The organism is Enterobacter sp. ODB01 (assembly GCF_001623605.1).
Taxonomy (GTDB): domain Bacteria; phylum Pseudomonadota; class Gammaproteobacteria; order Enterobacterales; family Enterobacteriaceae; genus Enterobacter; species Enterobacter kobei.
The window spans coordinates 103,675-125,235 of the sequence record NZ_CP015227.1; the positions used below are offsets into that span (position 1 = coordinate 103,675).

18 protein-coding genes are annotated in these 21,561 nt (G+C 55.3%); 8 read left to right on the forward strand and 10 right to left on the reverse strand.

What is annotated here, in order from left to right:
* The first annotated feature begins 53 nt into the window (after positions 1-53).
* The gene (gene yjgA / locus A4308_RS00460) at positions 54-605 is read left to right on the forward strand and encodes a ribosome biogenesis factor YjgA (protein WP_014882279.1); all 552 of its coding nucleotides are present in this window, start codon (positions 54-56) and stop codon (positions 603-605) included.
* 102 nt (positions 606-707) lie between these two features.
* On the opposite strand, the gene mpl is transcribed toward yjgA, so the two are convergent.
* The gene (gene mpl, locus A4308_RS00465) at positions 708-2,081 is read right to left on the reverse strand and encodes a UDP-N-acetylmuramate:L-alanyl-gamma-D-glutamyl-meso-diaminopimelate ligase (RefSeq protein WP_014882278.1); all 1,374 of its coding nucleotides are present in this window, start codon (positions 2,079-2,081) and stop codon (positions 708-710) included.
* 197 nt (positions 2,082-2,278) lie between these two features.
* Here mpl and fbp point away from each other — a divergent pair, with 197 nt between their 5' ends.
* Both fbp and A4308_RS00475 read left to right on the forward strand, forming a co-directional pair.
* Positions 2,279-3,277: a class 1 fructose-bisphosphatase gene (gene fbp / locus A4308_RS00470; RefSeq protein WP_014882277.1), complete on the forward strand. Its 999-nt coding sequence runs from the start codon at positions 2,279-2,281 to the stop codon at positions 3,275-3,277.
* Between the two features lie 150 nt (positions 3,278-3,427).
* Positions 3,428-3,784: a helix-turn-helix domain-containing protein gene (locus tag A4308_RS00475; RefSeq protein WP_063308446.1), complete on the forward strand. Its 357-nt coding sequence runs from the start codon at positions 3,428-3,430 to the stop codon at positions 3,782-3,784.
* Here the strand turns inward: A4308_RS00475 and A4308_RS00480 are convergent.
* From A4308_RS00480 to ytfQ, 5 genes are all read right to left on the reverse strand, one after another.
* The gene (locus A4308_RS00480) at positions 3,756-5,327 is read right to left on the reverse strand and encodes a methyl-accepting chemotaxis protein (RefSeq protein WP_014882275.1); all 1,572 of its coding nucleotides are present in this window, start codon (positions 5,325-5,327) and stop codon (positions 3,756-3,758) included. The two genes, A4308_RS00475 and A4308_RS00480, sit on opposite strands and share 29 nt — an antisense overlap.
* Before the next feature lie 93 nt (positions 5,328-5,420).
* Positions 5,421-6,422, reverse strand: a complete 1,002-nt coding sequence (yjfF, locus tag A4308_RS00485) for a galactofuranose ABC transporter, permease protein YjfF (protein WP_023331880.1) — start codon at positions 6,420-6,422, stop codon at positions 5,421-5,423.
* On the reverse strand, positions 6,409-7,434 hold the full coding sequence (gene ytfT / locus A4308_RS00490) for a galactofuranose ABC transporter, ATP-binding protein YtfT (protein ID WP_162269483.1): 1,026 nt from the start codon (positions 7,432-7,434) through the stop codon (positions 6,409-6,411). The genes yjfF and ytfT overlap by 14 nt, the downstream gene beginning before the upstream one ends.
* 10 nt (positions 7,435-7,444) lie before the next feature.
* Positions 7,445-8,947, reverse strand: coding sequence for a galactofuranose ABC transporter, ATP-binding protein YtfR (ytfR, locus tag A4308_RS00495; RefSeq protein ID WP_045134407.1), 1,503 nt, complete (start codon positions 8,945-8,947; stop codon positions 7,445-7,447).
* A 102-nt stretch (positions 8,948-9,049) separates the two neighbouring features.
* On the reverse strand, positions 9,050-10,006 hold the full coding sequence (ytfQ, locus tag A4308_RS00500) for a galactofuranose ABC transporter substrate-binding protein YtfQ (RefSeq protein ID WP_014882271.1): 957 nt from the start codon (positions 10,004-10,006) through the stop codon (positions 9,050-9,052).
* Positions 10,007-10,315: 309 nt separating this feature from the next.
* Here ytfQ and ppa point away from each other — a divergent pair, with 309 nt between their 5' ends.
* The 3 genes from ppa to A4308_RS00515 all read left to right on the forward strand — a co-directional run bounded on the left by ppa (position 10,316) and on the right by A4308_RS00515 (position 12,114).
* The gene (ppa, locus tag A4308_RS00505; protein WP_008501423.1) at positions 10,316-10,846 is read left to right on the forward strand and encodes an inorganic diphosphatase; all 531 of its coding nucleotides are present in this window, start codon (positions 10,316-10,318) and stop codon (positions 10,844-10,846) included.
* 216 nt (positions 10,847-11,062) lie between these two features.
* A complete protein-coding gene (locus A4308_RS00510) occupies positions 11,063-11,647 on the forward strand; it encodes a hypothetical protein (RefSeq protein ID WP_014882270.1) in 585 nt (194 codons plus the stop codon).
* On the forward strand, positions 11,644-12,114 hold the full coding sequence (locus tag A4308_RS00515; protein ID WP_023336692.1) for a hypothetical protein: 471 nt from the start codon (positions 11,644-11,646) through the stop codon (positions 12,112-12,114). The genes A4308_RS00510 and A4308_RS00515 overlap by 4 nt, the downstream gene beginning before the upstream one ends.
* A 315-nt stretch (positions 12,115-12,429) precedes the next feature.
* On the opposite strand, the gene A4308_RS00525 is transcribed toward A4308_RS00515, so the two are convergent.
* Genes A4308_RS00525 through tamA form a run of 3 tightly spaced genes read right to left on the reverse strand, consistent with a single transcriptional unit; the run spans position 12,430 to position 18,283 of the window.
* Positions 12,430-12,774 (reverse strand): gamma-glutamylcyclotransferase family protein, encoded by a 345-nt coding sequence (locus A4308_RS00525; RefSeq protein ID WP_014882267.1) that lies wholly within the window; start codon positions 12,772-12,774, stop codon positions 12,430-12,432.
* Positions 12,775-12,776: 2 nt separating this feature from the next.
* Positions 12,777-16,553 (reverse strand): autotransporter assembly complex protein TamB, encoded by a 3,777-nt coding sequence (gene tamB / locus A4308_RS00530; protein ID WP_023331875.1) that lies wholly within the window; start codon positions 16,551-16,553, stop codon positions 12,777-12,779.
* Entirely contained in the window at positions 16,550-18,283 is a 1,734-nt protein-coding gene (tamA, locus tag A4308_RS00535; RefSeq protein ID WP_045134408.1) for an autotransporter assembly complex protein TamA, read from the reverse strand. Before tamA ends, tamB begins: the two co-directional genes overlap by 4 nt.
* Positions 18,284-18,507: 224 nt before the next feature.
* On the opposite strand from tamA, the gene msrA reads away from it, so the two are divergent.
* Complete coding sequence (msrA, locus tag A4308_RS00540) at positions 18,508-19,149, forward strand: peptide-methionine (S)-S-oxide reductase MsrA (protein ID WP_023336688.1); 642 nt, start codon at positions 18,508-18,510, stop codon at positions 19,147-19,149.
* On the opposite strand, the gene A4308_RS00545 is transcribed toward msrA, so the two are convergent.
* Positions 19,150-20,208, reverse strand: coding sequence for a LacI family DNA-binding transcriptional regulator (locus tag A4308_RS00545; protein ID WP_045134409.1), 1,059 nt, complete (start codon positions 20,206-20,208; stop codon positions 19,150-19,152).
* Positions 20,209-20,401: 193 nt separating this feature from the next.
* Here A4308_RS00545 and A4308_RS00550 point away from each other — a divergent pair, with 193 nt between their 5' ends.
* On the forward strand, positions 20,402-21,553 hold the full coding sequence (locus A4308_RS00550) for a Gfo/Idh/MocA family protein (RefSeq protein ID WP_045134410.1): 1,152 nt from the start codon (positions 20,402-20,404) through the stop codon (positions 21,551-21,553).
* Positions 21,554-21,561: the final 8 nt, after the last annotated feature.

Genomic DNA, 21,561 nt, shown 5'->3' on the forward strand with positions numbered 1-21,561 from the left:
TTCAGTGCGCGTCTTAACTGGTAACATTAGCCTCTTTTTTTAAGGAGCCTGACATGACTAAGCAGCCCGAAGACTGGCTCGACGACGTTCCCGGTGATGACATCGAAGACGAAGATGATGAGATCATCTGGGTCAGTAAAAGTGAAATTAAACGCGACGCCGAAGAGTTAAAACAGCTTGGCGCAGAAATGGTAGAACTGGGTAAAAACGCGCTGGACAAAATCCCGCTCGACCAGGATCTGCGTGATGCCATTGAACTGGCACAGAAAATCAAAAAAGAAGGCCGTCGTCGCCAGCTTCAGCTTATCGGGAAAATGCTGCGTCAGCGCGACGTAGATCCGATCCGCCAGGCGCTGGATAAACTGAAAAACCGCCACAACCAGCAGGTTGCGCTGTTCCATAAGCTGGAGCAGATCCGCGATCGTCTAATTGAACAGGGCGATGATGCGGTACCGGAAGTGCTGAACCTGTGGCCGAATGCCGACCGTCAGCAGCTGCGCTCTTTGATCCGCAACGCGAAGAAAGAGAAAGAAGGGAATAAACCGCCGAAGTCTGCGCGTCTGATTTTCCAGTATCTGCGCGAGCTGTCTGAGAACGAAGGGTAATCGGTGCGGTTTTGCGCCGGATGGCGGCGTAAACGCCTTATCCGGCCTACAAGGTCGTGCAAAATCCAGGCCCGGTAAGCGCTAGCGCCACCGGGCTTTTTTTTACTCTGCGGCCTCGGCCTTTTTCGCCAGACCGTCCAGCAGCTTCTGATGGATCCCACCAAACCCGCCGTTGCTCATCACCAGAATATGGTCGCCAGGCTGTGCGGCTTTGACCACCATATCCGCGAGCGCATCCACATCCGCACTCCAGTGGGCAGGCTGAATGCAGGCATCGGCCACTTCCGCCACCTGCCACGGAATATGCTGCGGCTGCAGCAGGAAGACTTCATCGGCACGGCCTAACGACGGGGCCAGATCGTCTTTGCAGATGCCCATTTTCATGGTGTTCGAGCGCGGTTCCAGCACGGCAAGAATGCGCGCGGTGCCGCCGACCTTGCCACGCAACGCGGCAAGCGTCGCCAGAATAGCCGTTGGGTGGTGCGCGAAATCGTCATACACCGTCACGCCATTCGCTTCACCGCGCAGTTCCAGACGGCGGCGGGCATTGATAAACGTGCCCAGCGCATTGGCGGCATCCGCAGGCAGAACGCCAACATGACGCGCAGCTGCAATCGCCATCAGGCCGTTGTGCATGTTGTGTTCGCCCACCAGGCCCCACTTCACCTCACCCACTTTTTCGCCGTCGAGCAACACTTCCCACTCGGAGGCATCCGCGTTGAGTTTCTTCGCCTGCCAGTGACCCTGCTCGCCCACCAGCTCCTGCTCGCTCCAGCAGCCCATCGCCAGAGTCTGCTTCAGGTTAATGTCATTCTCCGGCAGGATGATACGGCCCTGCCCCGGCACGATGCGCACCAGGTGGTGGAACTGCTTCTGAATCGCTTTCAGGTCGTCAAAAATATCCGCGTGATCGAACTCAAGGTTGTTGAGGATCAGCGTGCGCGGGCAGTAATGGACAAACTTGGAGCGTTTGTCGAAGAACGCGCAGTCGTATTCATCCGCTTCAATGACAAAGAATGGGCTATCGCCCAGACGCGCAGAAACGTCGAAGTTACCCGGCACGCCGCCGATCACAAAGCCCGGCTTGTAGCCACAGGCTTCGAGGATCCAGGTCGCCATGCCGGCGGTGGTGGTTTTTCCGTGGGTACCCGCAACGGCAACCACCCAGCGGTCACGCAGGACGAAATCATGCAGCCATTGCGGGCCGGACATGAATGGAATATTGCGCTCCAGCACCGCTTCAACGCACGGATTGCCGCGGGTCATGGCGTTGCCAATAATGACCAGATCCGGCTCGGGATCCAGCTGGCTGGCATCGTAGCCCTGAATCAGAGAGATACCCTGCTTCTCCAGAAGCGTGCTCATCGGCGGATACACATTGGCGTCCGAACCTGTCACTTCATGGCCCAGCGAGCGCGCCAGCATTGCCAGCCCGCCCATGAAAGTGCCACAAATCCCCAATATATGAATGCGCATACGTCACTATCCTTCTTCAATGTGGCGCACATTTTACTCACATGTTAGCGGCTGTGAAACGCATTTCAGGTAAATCCGTATGTTGCTGGCGCGATTCACCTCTGCGCTACTATTTGAATATTTGTTAAGATTGTTGGGCTTTAGTCGTTTTAGTGAACATACAATCGCTCTACTCACAAAGATGCAGGGAAAGTGTTATGAAAACGTTAGGTGAATTTATTGTCGAAAAGCAGCACGAGTTCTCTCATGCTACGGGTGAACTCACTGCTTTGCTGTCGGCAATAAAGCTGGGCGCTAAGATCATCCATCGTGATATCAACAAGGCCGGTCTGGTCGATATCCTGGGTGCCAGCGGTGCCGAGAACGTTCAGGGCGAGGTTCAACAGAAACTCGATCTGTTCGCAAATGAAAAACTGAAAGCTGCACTGCGCGCGCGCGACATCGTTGCGGGTATCGCCTCCGAAGAAGAAGATGAAATTGTTGTTTTCGAAGGCTGTGAACACGCGAAATACGTTGTACTGATGGATCCGCTCGACGGTTCCTCCAACATCGACGTTAACGTTTCTGTCGGTACCATTTTCTCCATCTACCGCCGCGTCACGCCTGTTGGCACGCCGGTGACCGAGGAAGATTTCCTGCAGCCGGGCAGTAATCAGGTGGCTGCCGGTTACGTCGTCTATGGCTCCTCCACCATGCTGGTGTACACCACCGGGTGTGGTGTTCACGCCTTTACCTACGATCCATCGCTGGGCGTCTTCTGTCTGAGCCAGGAGCGTATGCGCTTCCCGGAGAAGGGCAACACCTACTCCATCAACGAAGGCAACTACATCCGATTCCCGAACGGCGTGAAGAAGTACATCAAATTCTGTCAGGAAGAAGATAAAGCGACTCAGCGCCCGTACACCTCCCGCTATATTGGCTCGCTGGTCGCGGATTTCCACCGTAACCTGCTGAAAGGCGGTATCTACCTCTATCCAAGTACCGCCAGCCACCCTGACGGAAAGCTGCGCCTGCTGTACGAGTGCAACCCAATGGCGTTCCTGGCCGAACAGGCGGGCGGCAAGGCGAGCGACGGTAAAGAGCGTATTCTGGACATCGTGCCGGAAAGCCTCCACCAGCGTCGTTCCTTCTTCGTCGGCAACAACCACATGGTTGAAGACGTTGAGCGCTTTATCCGCGAGTATCCGGACGCGTAATCTCTCACCCCCGGGGAGCCCGTCTGGCTCCCCAACACATTTATATCTTTTACCGTATAAGTGTTTATAAAAAACACGCTTTAATATTCGCCATTGCTCCTGCATTATTTCCATAACAGTTTGACAGATATTTCGTGGAGCAGCATCGCAATGAAAAATTATTCCCGGGCGAATACCGGCATTGATTTAAACCTTATTCCTGTATTTATTGAAGTGGTCCGCTGCGGCAGCATGGCAAAGGCCTCTGTGCGCCTGGAGATGTCACGTCCTGCGGTGAGCCTGGCCCTGAAGCGTTTTAATCAACTGTTTGATGAGCCATTATTTTTCCGCAAAGGTTTATACCTTGAGCCAACTGAAAAAGCGTTAGCGTTAACCCACTCGCTGGAAATATTAATGGGCGATATTCACGATAATATTGCGGCCATTAATTCAGGGCGAAATAAACCCCCGGCACAGAACGTACCGGGGTTGGGAAATATTATGCCGCAGTCTGAGCCGTTAATTTAAATGATGACATGGCCTCCATCAGCTGACGCGACTGCTCTTCCAGAGAGCGGGTCGCGGCGGAGGATTGCTGCACCAGCGCCGCATTCTGCTGCGCCGTTTCGTCCATCTGATTCACCGCAATATTCACCTGCTCAATGCCGCGGCTCTGCTCCTGAGACGCGGTCGCAATCTCGCGCATCAGTTTGGTCATGCGCAGCACTTCGGTGGCAATCTCATCCATCGTTTCACCCGCCTGCTGGGCCAGCTCGCTGCCCTCGTTAACGTGGGTCTGCGAATCGCTGATAAGGGATCGGATCTCTTTCGCCGCGTCGGCGCTGCGGCTGGCAAGGTTACGCACTTCACCCGCCACGACGGCGAACCCGCGCCCCTGCTCGCCCGCGCGCGCCGCTTCCACGGAGGCGTTAAGGGCCAGAATATTGGTCTGGAAGGCAATGCCATCGATCACGCTCAGGATGTCAGCAATACGCGCTGAACTGCCGGAGATATCACGCATTTTTTCAATCACGTAGCAGACCATTTCGCTGCCGTGATCGGCGGTATCAGAAACCGATTTCGCCAGCTGGTGCGCCTGCTCGGCATTATCGGCGTTGAGTTTCACCGTGGCGGTAATCTGTTCCATACTGGCTGCTGTCTGCTCCAGCGAGGTGGCGGTGGATTCTGTACGCTCGGCAAGATCCCGGTTGCCCGCCGTCAGCTCACGGCTGCCGGTGTCGATTTGCGAGCTGGCATCGCGTACCCGCATCACCGAGTGCATCAGCGACTGACGCATCACCTCTATCGCCGCGTTAAGGCGGTTAAATTCCTGGCTCGCCGGGGCATTCAGCGTGTGGGTTAAATCGCCCGCCGCCACATTCTCCAGCTGAGCAATGGAAGCAGAGAGCGGCTTAAGCAGCATATGGCGCAGCACCAGCCAGGCAAGCACGATGATGCCAGCCGTCAGCAGCGCGGCGACAATAATCAGGATCAGCACGCGGGTTTTGCTCGCCTGTACGGCAGTGACTTCCGCCTTCCCTCGCGCTTCGCTCCATGTCTGAAACGCCTGCATATCGTTATCAAACTGCTTCGCCACGGGGATCAGCGTATTCTCCAGCAGGTCGTAATAACTGTCCGCGCTCTGGTCATTCAGGGTTTTTAGCATCGGGTTGATGCCCTGCTGGTTATACGTCGCCAGACTGGTTGCCACGTTATCCAGCAACTTTTGCCCCTGCTCGTCAGCCACGCCGCCGTCGATCACGCCTTTCAGCGTTTTCTGAGCCACGGCGATTTCCTGATTGATGTTTTTAACCGATTTGGCCGCATCATCGAGCATGCCGATTTCCATCATCCGGACGGCCTGGCCCGCCTCATTGCGAGCGCGCAGAATCAGCGTATAGCCGGTATTTAGCTGCACCATCTGCTCACCCTGAAGGTGATTAATGCGCTGCAGTGAAGAAGAACTCTGTGTGAGGGCATAAATGCCAATGCCGCTGACAATCAGCAGCAGAAGGGTCATAACGGCCAGTAAAGAGAGCAAGCCGGTACGAATCGATAGCGTTTTAAGCATGATATTATTTCCGGTAGCGAGATATTTCTGGACAGAAAAAAAGGTTATCGGCCGCTACCGGAAAATGTTTAGACTTTAAGCAAATTCAGCGTGTTATCGCTCTGTTACCGAGGTGTTTACGCGAGTAACAGGCGAGCTTTGACGGTTCTCCCAGAGCACCGTCAGACCGCGCTGCAGGGCAATAAATATAAACAGCAGAATGCCGATGGCGATCTTGGTCCACCAGGAACTGAGCGTGCCGTCAAAGTTGATATAGGTCTGGATCAGCCCCTGGATCGCTACGCCGAACAGCGTTCCCAGCACCGTCCCCACTCCGCCGCTGAGCAGCGTGCCGCCAATGACCACAGAGGCAATCGCGTCCAGCTCCACGCCTACGCCTGCAAGGGCATAGCCCGCCTGGGTATACACCGAGAAGACAATACCCGCCAGCGTTGCCAGGCCGGTTGAGAGCATATAGATGCGGATGGTCGTGCTGCGGGTCGAGATCCCCATCAGGTTTGCCGACGTGGCGTTCCCGCCAATGGCGTAAACCTGATTACCGAACCGGGTACGGTGGGCAAGGAAGATACCCACCACCACCACGCCCAGCATCAACAACCCCATCGCGCTCAGACGGCCACCGCCGGGGATTTTCCACGCCAGGCTGGAGAGCGTGTCGTACACCGGGTGGTTAATCGGGATGGACTCTTCCGATACCAGGTAACTTACGCCGCGCAGGAAGAACATCCCGGCGAGGGTAATAATAAAAGCGGGAATTTTTAGCGCGTCGATCAGTAGCCCCATAAAGGCGCCAAACGCACAGCCCATCGCCAGCACCAGCGGAAACGCTACCAGAGGGGAGATCCCCCAGAAACCGATCGCCTTGGCGAGGAACACGCCGGTAAACGCGATCACCGAGCCAACGGAGAGATCGATCCCACCGGAGAGGATCACAAAGGTCATCCCGACGGCGATGATGCCTAAAAAGGCGTTATCGGTCAGGATGTTGCAAATCACGCGTGTTGAGGCAAAACCGGGGAACTGGGTCAGACAGTAGAGATACCCCAGCACAAACACGCCCAGCGTGATCATTAACGGTAAATTACGTTTTATCATGGCCACGGATCCCCTTAATGATGCTGACAAAGCGCGGTGACTGGACGATCAGCACGCAGAGTACGACCACCGCTTTTACCACCTGGTTGAGTTCCGGCTGAAAACCGGAGAGCAGGATCCCGGTGTTCATGCCCTGAATGATCAGCGCGCCAATGACCGAGAGCAGCAGGTTAAAGCGCCCGCCCATCAACGATCCGCCGCCAATCACCACCGCGAGGATGGCATCCAGCTCCAGCCAGAGCCCAGCATTGTTGGCATCGGCCCCGCGGATATCGGCCGCGACAATCACCCCGGCAATGGCGGCGCAAACGCCGCTCAGCACGTAGGTCAGCATCACCATCAGCCGCGTATTGACCCCGGCATTTCGTGCCGCACGAATGTTGATCCCCACCGCTTCAATAAACATGCCGAGCGCTGTTTTGCGGGTGAAAAGCCAGAACACCACTAATGTAACCAGAGCCACGATCACCGGTGTTGGAAAGAACAGGAAATTGCCGCTGCCGATCCACGCCAGACTCGGGGAGTTAAAGGTGACTATCTGTCCGGAGGTGATCAGCTGCGCCACCCCGCGCCCGGCCACCATCAAAATAAGGGTGGCGACGAAAGGCTGAATTTTTAGTACCGCCACCAGAATGCCGTTCCACAGTCCGGCCAGCACGCCGGTTCCCAATGCCGCCAGCAGTACCACCGGCAGGCTATGGCCCGCCACGGTCATGGAGGCTGCGGTAGCCCCGGCAATAGCCATCACTGCGCCGACGGAGAGGTCAATCCCGCCGGTGGCTATCACCAGCGTCATACCAATCGCCAGCAGCGCGACGGGCGCGGCACGGTTTAAAATATCGATCGGGCTGCCAAACAGGCGACCATCCTGAACAATAATCTGGAAGAAATGCGGTGCGACAAGGCTATCCACCAGTAACACCAGCAGCAGCGCTGCGATTTGCGGCGTGCCGGTTGGCCAGTTAAAGCGGCGCTTTGACTCACCGGTTTGCGAAAGCGAACGGGACATCACAATTCACTCCTTATGCCGCGATGGCATTCATGATCGCCGGAACGGACAGCTTATCCAGCGGGATCTCAGCCACCTGTTTGCGATCGCGCATGATGATCACGCGATCGGCATACCCCACCAGCTCTTCCAGCTCGGACGAAATGACCAGCAGCGCCAGCCCGTCGGCACACAGCGTTTCGATAAGCCGGATAATTTCGGCGTGCGCGCCAACGTCAATGCCGCGCGTGGGTTCATCCAGGATCAGGAACTGCGGTTTGGTCAGCAGCCAGCGTGACAGCAGCACTTTCTGCTGGTTACCGCCGGAGAGAAATTCGATCGGCTGTTCCGCGCTCGGCGTACGAATACCCAGCTGGCGAATAAAGCGCTCGGCAATGGCGTTTTGCTCTTTACGCGGAATTGGACGCAGCCATCCGCGCTGCGCCTGTAGCGCCAGAATGATATTTTCCCGCACCGAGGCGGCGGCAATAATGCCGTCTGTTTTCCTGTCTTCCGGGCAGAACCCCACTCCCAGACAGGAGGCCTGATGCGGCGATCGCAGGGTTTGCGGTTTACCTTTGATCAACGCGGTACCGCTGTCCGCAGGCTTGATGCCGAAGATCACCTCGGCGGTTTCGGTCCGGCCTGACCCTAGCAGCCCCGCCAGCCCGACAATTTCGCCGGGGCGCACTTCGAGGTTAAACGGTGAGATGATCCCTTTTTTGCCGTAATCGCTGAACGCGGCCACCGGTTTTTCGCTCAGCAGCGTGCGCCCTGCGCGCTGGAGCGCATTGGTCTCCAGCTCACGGCCCAGCATCATTTTGACCAGCTCAATCTGCGGCAGCTCGCGGGTTTCACGGCAGCCGACAAAGCTGCCGTTACGCAGTACGGTAATGCGATCGCTCACTTCATACACCTGATCGAGGAAGTGTGTGACGAAGATCAGGCTGACGCCCTGATCGCGCAGCTGGCGCATCAGGGTAAAGAGCATCTCGACTTCCTGGGTATCGAGGCTGGCAGTAGGTTCGTCGAGGATCAGCACCTTCGCGGAGAGATCGATCGCGCGGCAAATGGCGACGATCTGCTGCATCGCGACGGAAAACCGGTTCAGCGGCTCGCGAACGTCGAGGGAGAAGCCGTAGGATTCCATCAGTTTCGTCGCCCGCGCTTCCATCTCTTTGCGCCGCAGCAGGCCAAAACGTCTTGGTTCACGACCAATAAACAGGTTATCCGCCACCGACATATTTGGCAGCAGGTTCACTTCCTGGTAGACCGTCCCAATCCCAAGCTGTTGAGCATGGGCGGTATTTTTTGGCGAAATGGCGTTGCCTTCCAGCCAGATGGTGCCGCGGTCGGCGTGATAAACGCCGGTCAGAGATTTAATCAGCGTCGATTTTCCCGCGCCGTTCTCGCCCAGCAGCGCCATAATTTCACCGCGCCGCAGGCTGAAATCAACGTTATCCAGCGCTTTTACACCCGGGAAAAATTTGCTTAAGCCCTCTGTGCGGAGGATTTCCTGGTGCTGTTCAGTGGTCATGGTTCCCCCTACATCAAGCCGGGTGGCGCTACGCTTATCCGGCCTACAAAAGAGCGTATCGTAGGCCGGGCAAGCGCAGCGCCACCCGGCAATTTCACTGGCTTAGTAGCCCATGTTTTTCTTCTTCTCTAACTCTTCTTTCGCCGTATCCGGCAGGTAGAGCGTGGACTTGGTGACGGTCACCTTCTCAGGCATCGTGCCGTCTTTCTTGAATTTCTCCAGCGCATCAAATGCCGGACCCGCCATATTTGGCGTCAGTTCTACGCTGGCATTGGCTTCGCCGTCGATCATCGCTTTGTAGATATCCGGCACACCGTCGATAGAGCCGGTGAGGATATCTTTGCCCGGCTTCAGGCCCGCTTCTTTAATCGCCTGAATCGCACCGATCACCATGTCATCGTTATGGGCGTAAACCATGCAGATGTTCTTGCCGTTGTTTTCCGCTTTAATAAAGCTCTCCATGACCTCTTTACCTTTACTGCGGGTAAAGTCGCCGGACTGAGAGCGGATAATCTTGATGTTTGGCGCTTTCGCGATGGCCTCAGCAAAACCCTTCTTACGGTCGATAGCCACGCTCGCCCCCACGGTGCCCTGCAGTTCAACGACGTTACACGGCTTGCCGTCGACCTGTTTTACCAGCCAGTCGCCAATTAATTGCCCTTCAAGCACGTTGTTGGCCGTCACGGTGGTCATATAGAGAGATTTGTCTTTAACGTCGATGGAACGATCGAGCAGAAAGACCGGAATCTCAGCATCTTTGGCTTCTTTTAGAACCGGTTCCCAGCCGGTCGCCACCACTGGCGCGATAAAGATGGCATCCACGCCCTGAGCAATAAATGAGCGCACGGCTTTGATCTGGTTTTCCTGCTTTTGCTGACCATCTGCGATTTTCAGCGTGATGCCGCGTTTCTGAGCCTCGCTTTTCGCAACGTTGGTTTCTGCCGCACGCCAGCCGGATTCAGAGCCAACTTGCGAAAAACCTACGGTTAAAGGGGCGGCCATCGCCATAGACGACATGGCTGCCGAAACTGCTGTGACAAGAAGTAAGCGCTTCCACATATGAGCGTCCTCGTAGGGGTGTTTATTGTTGGTTAAAAGATGTTCTGCGAAATGACTATAGCCAATGAAATATGTAACGAATTGCGTTACATCACACTTCGGAAAAGTGAATAAAACGTTAATCACAAGTTTGTAATCGCTTTCATTTCACCATTAAAAATGCGGCTGAGTTTATGGATTTTTCTGTCATGGAATCGGTCTGAAAAGTGGTGCTGGCGGGGAGAGAATGCGAAAACAGGCGGAGACATTCAGCGTGAGTTGGCTATAATACCTGCCACTTGTTTACCATCCATTTTAAAGGACACCGACATGAGCTTACTCAACGTCCCAGCGGGTAAAGAACTGCCAGAAGACATCTACGTAGTTATCGAAATCCCGGCAAACGCAGATCCGATCAAATACGAAGTGGACAAAGAGAGCGGCGCCCTGTTCGTAGACCGTTTCATGTCTACCGCGATGTTCTATCCATGCAACTACGGTTACATCAACCACACCCTGTCTCTGGACGGTGACCCGGTTGACGTACTGGTCCCAACGCCATACCCGCTGCAGCCAGGCGCAGTCATTCGCTGCCGTCCAGTTGGCGTGCTGAAAATGACCGACGAATCCGGTGAAGATGCGAAGCTGGTTGCAGTACCGCACACCAAGCTGAGCAAAGAGTACGATCACATTAAAGATGTGAACGACCTGCCAGAACTGCTGAAAGCGCAGATCACTCACTTCTTCGAGCACTACAAAGACCTCGAAAAAGGCAAGTGGGTTAAAGTTGACGGCTGGGACAACGCAGAAGCGGCGAAAGCAGAAATCATCGCCTCTTTCGAGCGCGCGGCTAAGAAGTAATTCTTACGCTGATAATGAAGGCCCCGCGAGTCGGGGCTTTTTTATGGATTAGTTAAAAGCACCACATGAGTTTTTAAGATAAATCCCATTTCTTTTATCTTGTATATTCTTAAAAAAAGGACACCCTATCATTTATGGTGGGAGTGGTTGAATAGCATGGAAATTAATAACATACTGTCATGATGATCATTAATCCCCATTCATAACAGGATTCATATGTCATCCATTAACATTGATGTTGCCCGCCCAACTGGAATTTATTTTATCATTGAACGACTGTATTCCCGCGATGGACTTATGCCTTCTATTGGGGAAATAAGCCCCTCTTTGACACAGGTGCATCGTACAGTCATTCAGCTAAAACGTAAGCAAGATATGTTTATGGATGGTATAAAAGTAATCCCAAAAGATATTACCCTTTGGCAACAGATAAAATATCTTACGGGTTCAAAAGTCACGACTAAAGATACCGATGCGTTAGTGTATACGACCGATTTTATCGGCTCCCTTGTTGCCACTACACCTTTAGGCAATATTGAGCATGAAAGCATTCCTCGCTTCCTCACGACAGAGTCTATTCACTCCCTTCCGCAAGCAGTGAGTTATGGGCGTGATCCCATCCCACAGGTACTTCTTTATGGTCGTAAGGATATTGTCTTCTTTATGGACAATGGTGGTAAAGGTACGCCAACCGCTATTGCAAAGTATAACCACAATACTCGTGACCTTGCCATAATCAAAGATCAGCTGGAAGCTGGTAAAACAATGAAGGAACTGCTTTCTAAGGGAGCAAAATTATGAGTAAGAAAAGCCATATCTTGAGTCTATTCATCCTTATTATTGCTGCCTTTATCTTTGGCAGAAGCACGTATGTTGAATACCTGGCATGGTACTATGGAAGCGATAATTTAGTCTTCAATGAAGTTAATATCGCCTTACTATCAAGTTTATTTAACGGACTCTATTTTGCTCTTTCAGCAAGTATTATCTACGCATCACTTATGTTATTAAAAAGAATTCCCAAAAATATCGTCGCTTCTTGTCTACTTCAGTTCTGTATCAACATCGGGCTATATACACTTTTTGTTGCAGTAGAGAGAGGATATAGTAAATTGCATACTTTAGGCTCGGGTGCTACTGATATCACCCACAGCTATTTTTTAGGGGCGTTGCTGACGAGCACACTCCTGACCGTCGCGATCGTGAGCGTTATACATGCTAAGTTTCTTTCTTCAAAGCATAAAGATGGGTTACATAAAGGCGTTTGACTGTTACGGCAAAGACAGCAAATGGCAGTATCTCTGCATCATAACATTCCAGCTTGCCTGGTTTTTGTTTTACTTATGGATCCCTTATCGAAGCGATTATGCGATTCTGCTGTTTTTACTGTTTTTCCTGCCCGTCATTTCAAGCAATACGCGGTGCATAAACTACTATGGCCGTTCACGCGCCTTGTGTTTTTTATGGATTATTGCCCCGTACGTCATGCTGTTCGTTCCTCTGTTCTTAACCAGACGCCGTAATACAGAAGATAATTGAAAGAGTAAAAAAACAACGCCACCTTCCGGTGGCGTTGTCGTTTTTCAGTACTGGTCTCTGTCTAACCAGTTACCGCTTACAATCCGCGTTAACCCATCGACCGGACGCTGGTAGACATACATCCACGCACTTCCGTACGGCGTCTGGATCAACTGGCGAGCGTATTCACCGCCCCTGGTGCGCAAGGCATCAAGTTCGGCAAGTGTAGCATTATCAATACGATAAACTTCACCCTGTACTGTTCCTTCGCCGGGAACCGCGCCTGGATAGTGGCCCAGGCTGTACAACTGGTAATTTTCGATATTGTAATTCCCCAGCAGCAGGGCATTGGTCATCCAGTGACTGTTGCCTTGCTTGGTTCGTAAACTGCCGTAGACAAATATTCGCATTGCTAAAACTCAAACTGATAGAGCAGATCAAGTGCCTGGTCTACGCCGGACACTGCTTCCAGATATAGCTTAGGCATCAGGCGATAGCGTAGCGTGAGTGTTGCCAGTGAGTCAAAGATACCCACACCGTATTTTACCTGCAGACCCGGCAGTACATAGCCACTGACCACCACCTGCGAGGAGTCACCCACGCCCTGGGTGTCCAGCGCCAGATTGCTTACGCCGAACGTCTCGCCGATTTTACCCACAACCTGCCCACTTTGTGCAACCCCCAGGCCGACTAACATTGAGGTCATCGCCGCACTGTCGCTCTGACCGCTGTCCAGACCCTGTCCACGCAGCAGGTAAGAGAGGGCTTCCTGCTGCGACATCGCCGGGTCAGAGAAGATCTCCGCCTTCGGTTCGTCGGCAGAGCCGGTGACGCGTACGCCTGCAATGACGTCGTTTTCCGTCGCTTCAGGGTTACGAATCGCTTCGATGTTCAACAGAGGCTGATCCGGTGGACCGGAGAACAGCAGCTCGCCCTTACGCACAATCAGATCCTGACCATAGGCATGGAAACGCCCTTCAGGAATATTGATCTGCCCGTTCAGGCCAAGCCCTTGTTTATCCTGGGCCACTTTCAGATCGCCCGTGAGCCTCGCCTTCAGCCCAAACGCATCCAACCGCACGTTATTCCCCACGTGTACGATAAGGTTACTATTAATCGGTATGCCAGCGCTCTTCTGTTCGACAGGTTTCAGATTTTCATTGAGCATAACTTCATCACTTGAGACACCGACGGCGCTTTCCGGAACCTCGTGAACCACAATACGCGCCCACGGCACGTCGACGCGCCCGTCCAGGGTGAAGAGGCTTGGCGTCGCCTCAAAGACCACATCCGGCGAGACATCCAGGCGCACCATTGGCGGTACGGTAATGCGCACCTTGCTGCCTTTGGCCGCGATGCGGGCACGCCAGTTATCGAGCTGGCTCCAGTCCGCATCACCGCTCAGGTTGATTTGCCCCTGCTGCGTTAACACCGAACCGCTCAGGGTCGAGCTCATACCGTTGAAGTTCATCGCAATCTGGCTGGGCTGCATATCAAACGGCATAAAGTTGCCGTCGATGTCCACGCCGCTGAGGCGCATCTGACCGAATAGCTGCGGGCTTTGCGCGTTGCCGCCCAGACGCAGGTTGGCGTTCAGCATGCCCTCGGCTTTCTCCCCGCGGGCGAATATCGGGTTCACCATCGCCAGGTTGAAGTTACGGATATTGACGTTGCCGCCCAGATTACGCCGTCCTTGCGGATCGGTAATTTGTACCTGTCCGTCAAGCTGACCGTTGTTAGTAAGACGGATCAGCCACCCCAGCTCAGCACGGTTGTTATGCAGGTCTGCGCTCAGGTTGAGGGTATCGAATGCCACCGGGAGCGACGCATCATTCACCTCCTGCGTCACCTTCACGTTACGGCCCGAAAGCGTGACGCTACCCTGCGGCAGCCCCTCTTTGGTCGTATCCCAGGCGACATCGGCTTTCCCGCTGAAGACGCCGCTGGCCTGCGTGGTGTCCGGCATAAACGGTTTCAGCATCGCCAGATCAAAGCGGTTGAGGTTTACCTGCGCGTGCCCTGCCGCGCCCGCATCGATGGTCTGCGGCACGCACAGTTCTGCATTCGGGTTGATCCAGCAGTGCGGCCCAATAGCGATCTTTTGTTCCGCATTACGGTAGTCCAGCGAGAGAGAGCGTGACAACGCCAGCGGCCCCACCGGCGTGTTGAAACGGGTATTGTCCAGCGTCCCTTTCCAGCGCTCCGCTTTGCGGTCGAAGCTGCCGGTCAGGTGAAGCTGCCCGGAAACCGGCTCACCCTGCACGCGTAGCTGGAGGTCATGCTGTTTTTCGTTCCCTTTGGCGTCCAGGGTAACCAGATTAATGTTCACGTCCGGCTGAGAAATGCGCTCCACTCGCAGATTCAGGTTACCGCCGATCTGATCGGTGGATTTCACATCCCCTTCCACACGGACGCGGGCAACGCTCAGTTCCTGCCAGCGCAGATTATTGGCGGTGATATCCGCAAGCAGTTGCGGTGCGTCGACCGTACCGCGCACTTTCACTAACCCTTTCGCCGTCCCGCCCAGGCCCGGCAGGGCGTTATCCAGGTTCGGCGCGTCGATGGTGGCATCAAGATTGAGATCTTTTACCCCCAGCTCGCCTTTGATATCCGCCGTGTTGCGCCCCAGCGCGACGTGCAGACCCGGGATCACCCACTGCAGGTAGCTGTTGCCTTTCACCGAGCCTTCAACATTCACCTTGTTCTGCTTCACGTTACCGGTGAGCTTGATCTCCGGCACGTCCATCTGCCACGTACCGCCGTACAGGCTACCGCGCGTTTTGATCAGCCCGTCCAGCTTCGACGGCCAGTCCGGCACCTCTTTGGCGGTGTTGATACCCGTCAGCTTCAGTTCGCCCCGCCAGCTGATCGCCTGCTGCCAGTCGAGCAGCGCGGTCAGCTCCGTTTTCCCTTCCAGCGCCGCAACGGTCAGCTTGTCGAGGTTGACCTGTTGTTCGTTGCCCTTCGCATCCAGCGTGATATTCGCGGGCGGTACGCCCTGCCCCTTCACCGCCGTGTGGAACGAGAGCGTGTAGTCAGTCATCTTGCCGCTCAGCTTCAGCTTCAGGTCATCGGCCTGGAACTGTTTTTCGCCGGTAAACGGCCAGTAAAGCTGCTTGCTGACGACCTCAAGATTGAGCGGCAGCCCGGCTTCAGCCAACTGAGTCTGCGCGCGCAGAACCATGTCCACCGGGCCGGAGAGATTGACCCCGACGTCCAGCTTATCGCGCAGCGCCCCACCCACTTTGACCTTCACTTTTTCGCCCTTCAGCGGGTCGATGTTGAGCGCGCTGTTCAGCGTGATATCCACCGGCCAGTTGTCGCGCAGCAGGGCGTTACCAGACGCATTCACCGACCCCTGGTTGGTGTCGATATCCAGCGCGTCGAGCTTCATGTTGCCGTCAATGCTGCTGACTTTCAGCAGCATGTTGTAGACGGTCAGGTCGGTATCGCCGGTCAGGCGTAGCTGCTCACCTTTGAACTCCTCAATATTGAGGTTCAGCGGCAGATGAACGTCAGTCATTTCCGGCAGAACAGGCTTCGAGAAGAGATCCTTCAGCGTTTCACCCAGCGGCTTTTCTTCCGGCTGCGGATTCTGGATCTTCGGCTCGACGATCTCTTCCTGCGCCACCTCGGCCACTTTCGGCAGCGCGATCAGCAAGCCCTGTAGTGAGGTTGGCGTCAGGGTCAGGTTTTTCTCCTGCCAGCGCAGGCCGGAGGTGAAATCCATGACGGAAACGGTGGTGTCGTCGATTTTAATATTGACGTTATCGAGCGCCACCCGATAGAGCGCAATCGGGTACGGCGTGGAGAGATTCAGCGGGCCGCTATCCTCTTCTTCCACCGGCGCAGACGGCGGCATTTTCTTCGAATCTATCGCCACGTTAACGTCTTTTAGCGACAGATCGTTAACGCACAGCTTGCTGTCACGCAGACAGCCCAGCTTCACCGCGAGGTGAAATTCCCCGGCATTTACCGCCACGCCCGGCTGCTCATAGCGGATGTTCTTCAGACGCAGGTCGCGCCAGCCGCCGGTCACCTGACCTATCTCCAGCCCCGGCACCCAGCGGTTCGCCGCGTTAAACAGCAGATGCAGCCCGGTCGTCGTCCCCACCAGAAACGCCACCGTACCGAGCAGCAGCACGATAAAAATCAGCACCCCGAGGCTTATTTTCTTCCATAAACTCATAATTCAGGCCCCAGACCGATGTAAAACTGTAATCCATGTTCTTCTTTGTCGCCGACCGGAACGGCGAAATCAAGCTTGATGGGCCCGACCGGTGACTGCCAGCGCACGCCTACACCTGCGCCAGTTTTAAAGTCGCTGCGGCGGATATCGCTCACCGCCTCGCCGCCATCAACGAACATGGCGCCCCACCATTTTCCGCTGACGTTGTACTGGTACTCCAGCGAGCCAGTGGCCAGCTTGGAGGCCCCGATCAGCTTGCCGTCATCGTCTTTAGGCGCGATAGATTTGTATTTGTAGCCGCGGATGCTGCGGTCGCCCCCGGCGAAGAAACGCAGGTCCGGCGGGACTTTGTCGAAATCGCCGGTTTCAATCCAGCCGAGGTTGCCGCGCATGACAAAGCGGTGTTTGTCATACAGCGTGCGGATCCAGACGTTTTGCGCCTGAATCACCGAGAAATCCACGTCAGAACCCCACATCGTGTTGGAGTAATCGATGGAGTAACGCTGGGAATCCCCCCAGGTTGGCATCAGGCCGCCGCGCGAGCGGGTGCGGCTGATCATCACCCCAGGATAGAGCAGCATGGTGGTGTTGGTGACGTTGGCCTGGGTAAAGTGGTCCAGGCTCCAGCGCAGGTTAATGGCGCGCTGCCAGCCGCTGGAGAGATCCCAGTAGCGGGATACCGCAAGCGTGGTGGAATCGGACTCTGTATCGTTCAGGTCGGTGCGCTTAAAGCCCCCCTGGACCAGATAGTACTGCTCAAGCGGATTTTTCAGCAGCGGCATTTTATAGCTGAAATCAAGCTGCTGCTCCGGTGCAGAGATACTGGCGCTGGTCGTCAGGCTGTGGCCGTATGAGTTCATCCACGGCTTTTTCCAGGTGGCCTTCACGCGCGGGCCGACGTCGGTCGAATAGCCAACACCGGTCTCAATGGTGTTCTCGGTGCGCGGCGAGACAACGCCATGCAGCGGCAACACCTTGGTTTTGCGAGACTTATCAAATTCCGGCGCGACAACCACCGAGTTAAACCAGCCGGTGGCGGAGAGACGACGGTTTAGTTCCGCCAGGTCGCTCGACTGGTAGTAGTCGCCTTTTTTAAACGGCACGAGGTTTTGCAGGTACTCTTCACGAATTTGCGAACCTTCAAACGTCACGTCGCCAAAGCGGTAGCGCTCCCCGCTGTCGTAGTCGATGTCCCAGAAGGCCTGGCGTCGCTCCAGCGCGATGCCCAGCTGGCTTTTGTTGAACTGGCTGTCAAAGTAGCCCTTACGCAGGGAAACGCTCGTCAGCTCTTTTTTGAAATGGTCGTAATCGCCATGGTTAAGCACGGTGCCGATCTTCGGCCGCGTGCTGAGCAGATCCAGGTAATCCCGGTCGGTACGCGCCCCGCCGCGCAGGACGACGTTCGTGCCACCAATCCGTACCGGCTCCCCCGCCGAGACGCGGGCAATAAGCACCTGACGCCCCTTCTTTGGCGGCGGACGGAGATCGAAATCAATGGTGGGTTCGTAATAACCCAGCGCTTTAAGCCCTTCACGGATCGCGTCATCCACGCGCGCGCGAAAACGCCGGTCCGGCGTCACCTCATCACTCTCGATGGTCGACAGCTGCGCACGCACGTTTTTTTCCAGCGCCCCGGAAAGCCCCTCAACCTGCAAACGGACATTCGCCGCGCTGGCAACCCCGCTTGTCAGCAACACACTGACCAAACATAACTGGCGGATTTTTGTCACGTTTTCTCCTGAATATCCCTGTTTCCACCCTGGAAGCAAATGCAGTGCCGCTCCGCGGCAAAATACGGCCTGTTAGCCAAAAACCCACATCACGGGTTGAAAATGGGTGTAACACCCAAATATTTCTTATGATTAAATCTAGACTCATTCAGCGCATTTATTGTGTTCAATTAAACGCGTCGTGACAACCTTAACCGAAACATCGCACCCCGGGAGGCCCCATCGTGAGTTTATTCGACAAAAAGCATCTGGTTTCACAAGCTGATGCATTACCGGGACGCAACACCCCTATGCCAGTGGCGACCTTACACGCCGTGAATGGCCATTCGATGACTAACGTGCCGGATGGAATGGAGATCGCCCTGTTCGCCATGGGCTGCTTCTGGGGCGTTGAGCGCCTCTTCTGGCAGCTGCCCGGCGTATACAGCACCGCTGCTGGCTACACCGGCGGCTACACGCCTAACCCAACCTACCGCGAAGTCTGCTCCGGCGAGACCGGCCATGCGGAAGCGGTTCGCGTGGTGTACGACCCTGCGGTGATTCGCTACGAGCAGCTTCTGCAGGTTTTCTGGGAAAACCACGATCCGGCGCAGGGTATGCGTCAGGGCAACGACCACGGCACACAGTACCGCTCGGCCATTTATCCGCTCACGCCTGAGCAGGATGCTGCCGCCCGCGCCAGCCTTGAGCGTTTCCAGCAGGCCATGCGGGAAGCGGGCGATACGCGTGACGTGACAACCGAAATCACCACCGCGAAACCGTTCTACTATGCCGAGGACGATCATCAGCAGTACCTGCACAAAAACCCGTACGGCTACTGCGGTATCGGAGGCATCGGCGTCTGCCTGCCGCCTCAACTGGCCTGATCACCGTTCCAGCGCCACGCGAGCCGCGTGGCGCGTTGCATTACAGACCGAGCCGTAATCCATCACTTTTCCCTGCAACAGCAGGTTAAAGACCGGCGCCTGCGGTCGGTTAAGCCGCGTTTGCAGCAGGTGAACGGCTTCAATCCCCAGCTCCCGACAGGGCACCGTCACGCCCGTGACCGGTTTTTCCAGACGGTGCGCCAGGTTCCATGCAAAATCGGTCGTTATCAGTGAAATATCTTCCGGAACGCGCAGCCCGTGTCGGGTTAACGCCCTGACCACCCCTTCCACCATGCTGGTGCTGTTCGGGAAAATCACCTCCGGCCACTGCGATCTATCATGGCTCATCAGCCACGCATCCAAAGCCCGCTCAGCCTCTTCAGCGGTAAACCACTCCGTCACGAGCAAATCACGCTGGGGATCGAAGCCCACGTGAAAATGGCGATACGCCTCTTTAATGCCGTCCAGACGCGCGTAAAGCGTTTCTCGCCGCAGGCAGGTGAGCGTGAGCACACGCCGATGTCCCTGCTCAAAAAGATACTGCATGGCGGTAAACCCAATCGCCCGGTGATCGGGTGACACGGCATCAAGCTCCCGATCCCGGTCAACGGAATTAATTAACACGCAGGGCTTATTTAACGTGCTCGCCAGTTTAAATATGGTGGAATCATCAGTCCCAATAATAATTATCGCGTTAATATTCTTCTGGCCGGCCTTTTCCATAAATAATTTCACGTCGGCGTGCTGTTCTTCTAATCCACAGCAGCTCACCCACACATTGTGTCGCGCGCAGGCTTCAGTAATCCCTTTTGTGACTTCCAGATAAAAAATATCGCCGCGTCCCTGAAAGGTTCTTTCTGGCGCAAAAACAGCGATACCGTTAATTAACAGTCTGCCGCTCGCCATGGACTCCAGTACGCCTAATTCTCTGGCAGTACGAACGATCGCCTCCCGGGCTTTATCGCTGGTGTACGATTTGCCGCTTAATACCCGAGATACCGTACTGACGGAATAGCCCGTCAGGGCCGCAATCTCCTCCATTTTTAACCTGCCCGGCATAGTGTGACCTCGCTCTCATTCAGTTTTTGCAAATATTTGCAGAAACAGCCTTTTGATTTTAAAACCAAATTTCAGAAAGCCTGGAGATTACTTAATCACCTTGCGAGTATTCTCACAAAAACACATTGTCGCTGCGGCTCGCCTTTCCTATTTTCCGGTCATCACTTCTTTTCAACAGAAATTAAGGTGTGACATGGATAAGGTACGTTTTGGCATTATTGGAATAGGTAATATCGGCACGGTCCACGCGCGCTATTTACTGGCGGGTACGGTCAGCGACGCGTGCCTGACGGCGGTTTGCGATGATGCACCGGAAAAGCATCCGGCCATTCGCCAGCTGGTCGGCAATCTCCCCGTGTTCAGTGACGCCCAGGAGATGATCCAGAGCGGGCTTATCGACGCGGTGATTGTCGCGACGCCGCACTACGAGCATCCGCGCTTGTCGATGCTGGCGATGCGCAACGGCATTCACACCCTGTGTGAAAAACCGGCGGGGGTATACACGGCGCAGGTGCAGGAGATGAACGCCTGCGCCCGGGAGTGCGACGTGGTGTTTGGCATCATGTACAACCAGCGCCCGAACCCGCTTTATCAGAAGGTAAAAGACCTTATCGACAGCGGCGAGCTGGGCGAGATCCGCCGCTCCAACTGGATCATCACCAACTGGTATCGTTCGCAGAGCTACTACAACTCCGGCGGCTGGCGCGCCACCTGGAAAGGGGAAGGTGGCGGCGTCTTGCTCAACCAGGATCCGCATCAGCTCGATCTCTGGCAGTGGCTGGTCGGAATGCCGGTCCGTCTGCGCGCGTTTTGCCAGTTCGGCAAACATCGCGATATCGAAGTGGAAGACGAGGTCACCGCCTATGCGGAGTACGCCAATGGCGCGACGGGCGTGTTTATCACTACCGTCGCGGAAACACCGGGGACCAACCGCCTGGAAATCGTTGGCGACCGCGGCAAGGTGGTCGTCGAAGAGGGGAAACTGCGCTACTGGCGGTTACGTGAATCCGAAACCGCCTTCAATGCCCGCTGGCAAAACGGTTTTGGTGAACCCGAATGCTGGGAGGTCTCCATCCCCGTCGCCCCGGAATGCAGCGAACATCACGTTATTACCGCCAATTTCTCTGCCGCCATTTTGCGCGGCGAGCCGCTGATTGCACCGGGTCTGGAAGGGATCCGCGGGCTTACGCTTTCCAACGCCATGCACCTCTCCACCTGGACAGACGACTGGGTCGACCTGCCGCTCAATGAGAAACAGTATCTGCGCCTGCTTCAGCAGCGTATTAGCACCTCAGTGGCTAAAGAGACCGCCAGCATCACGCTGGACGCCTCTGGCACCTGGTAACAGCGGAG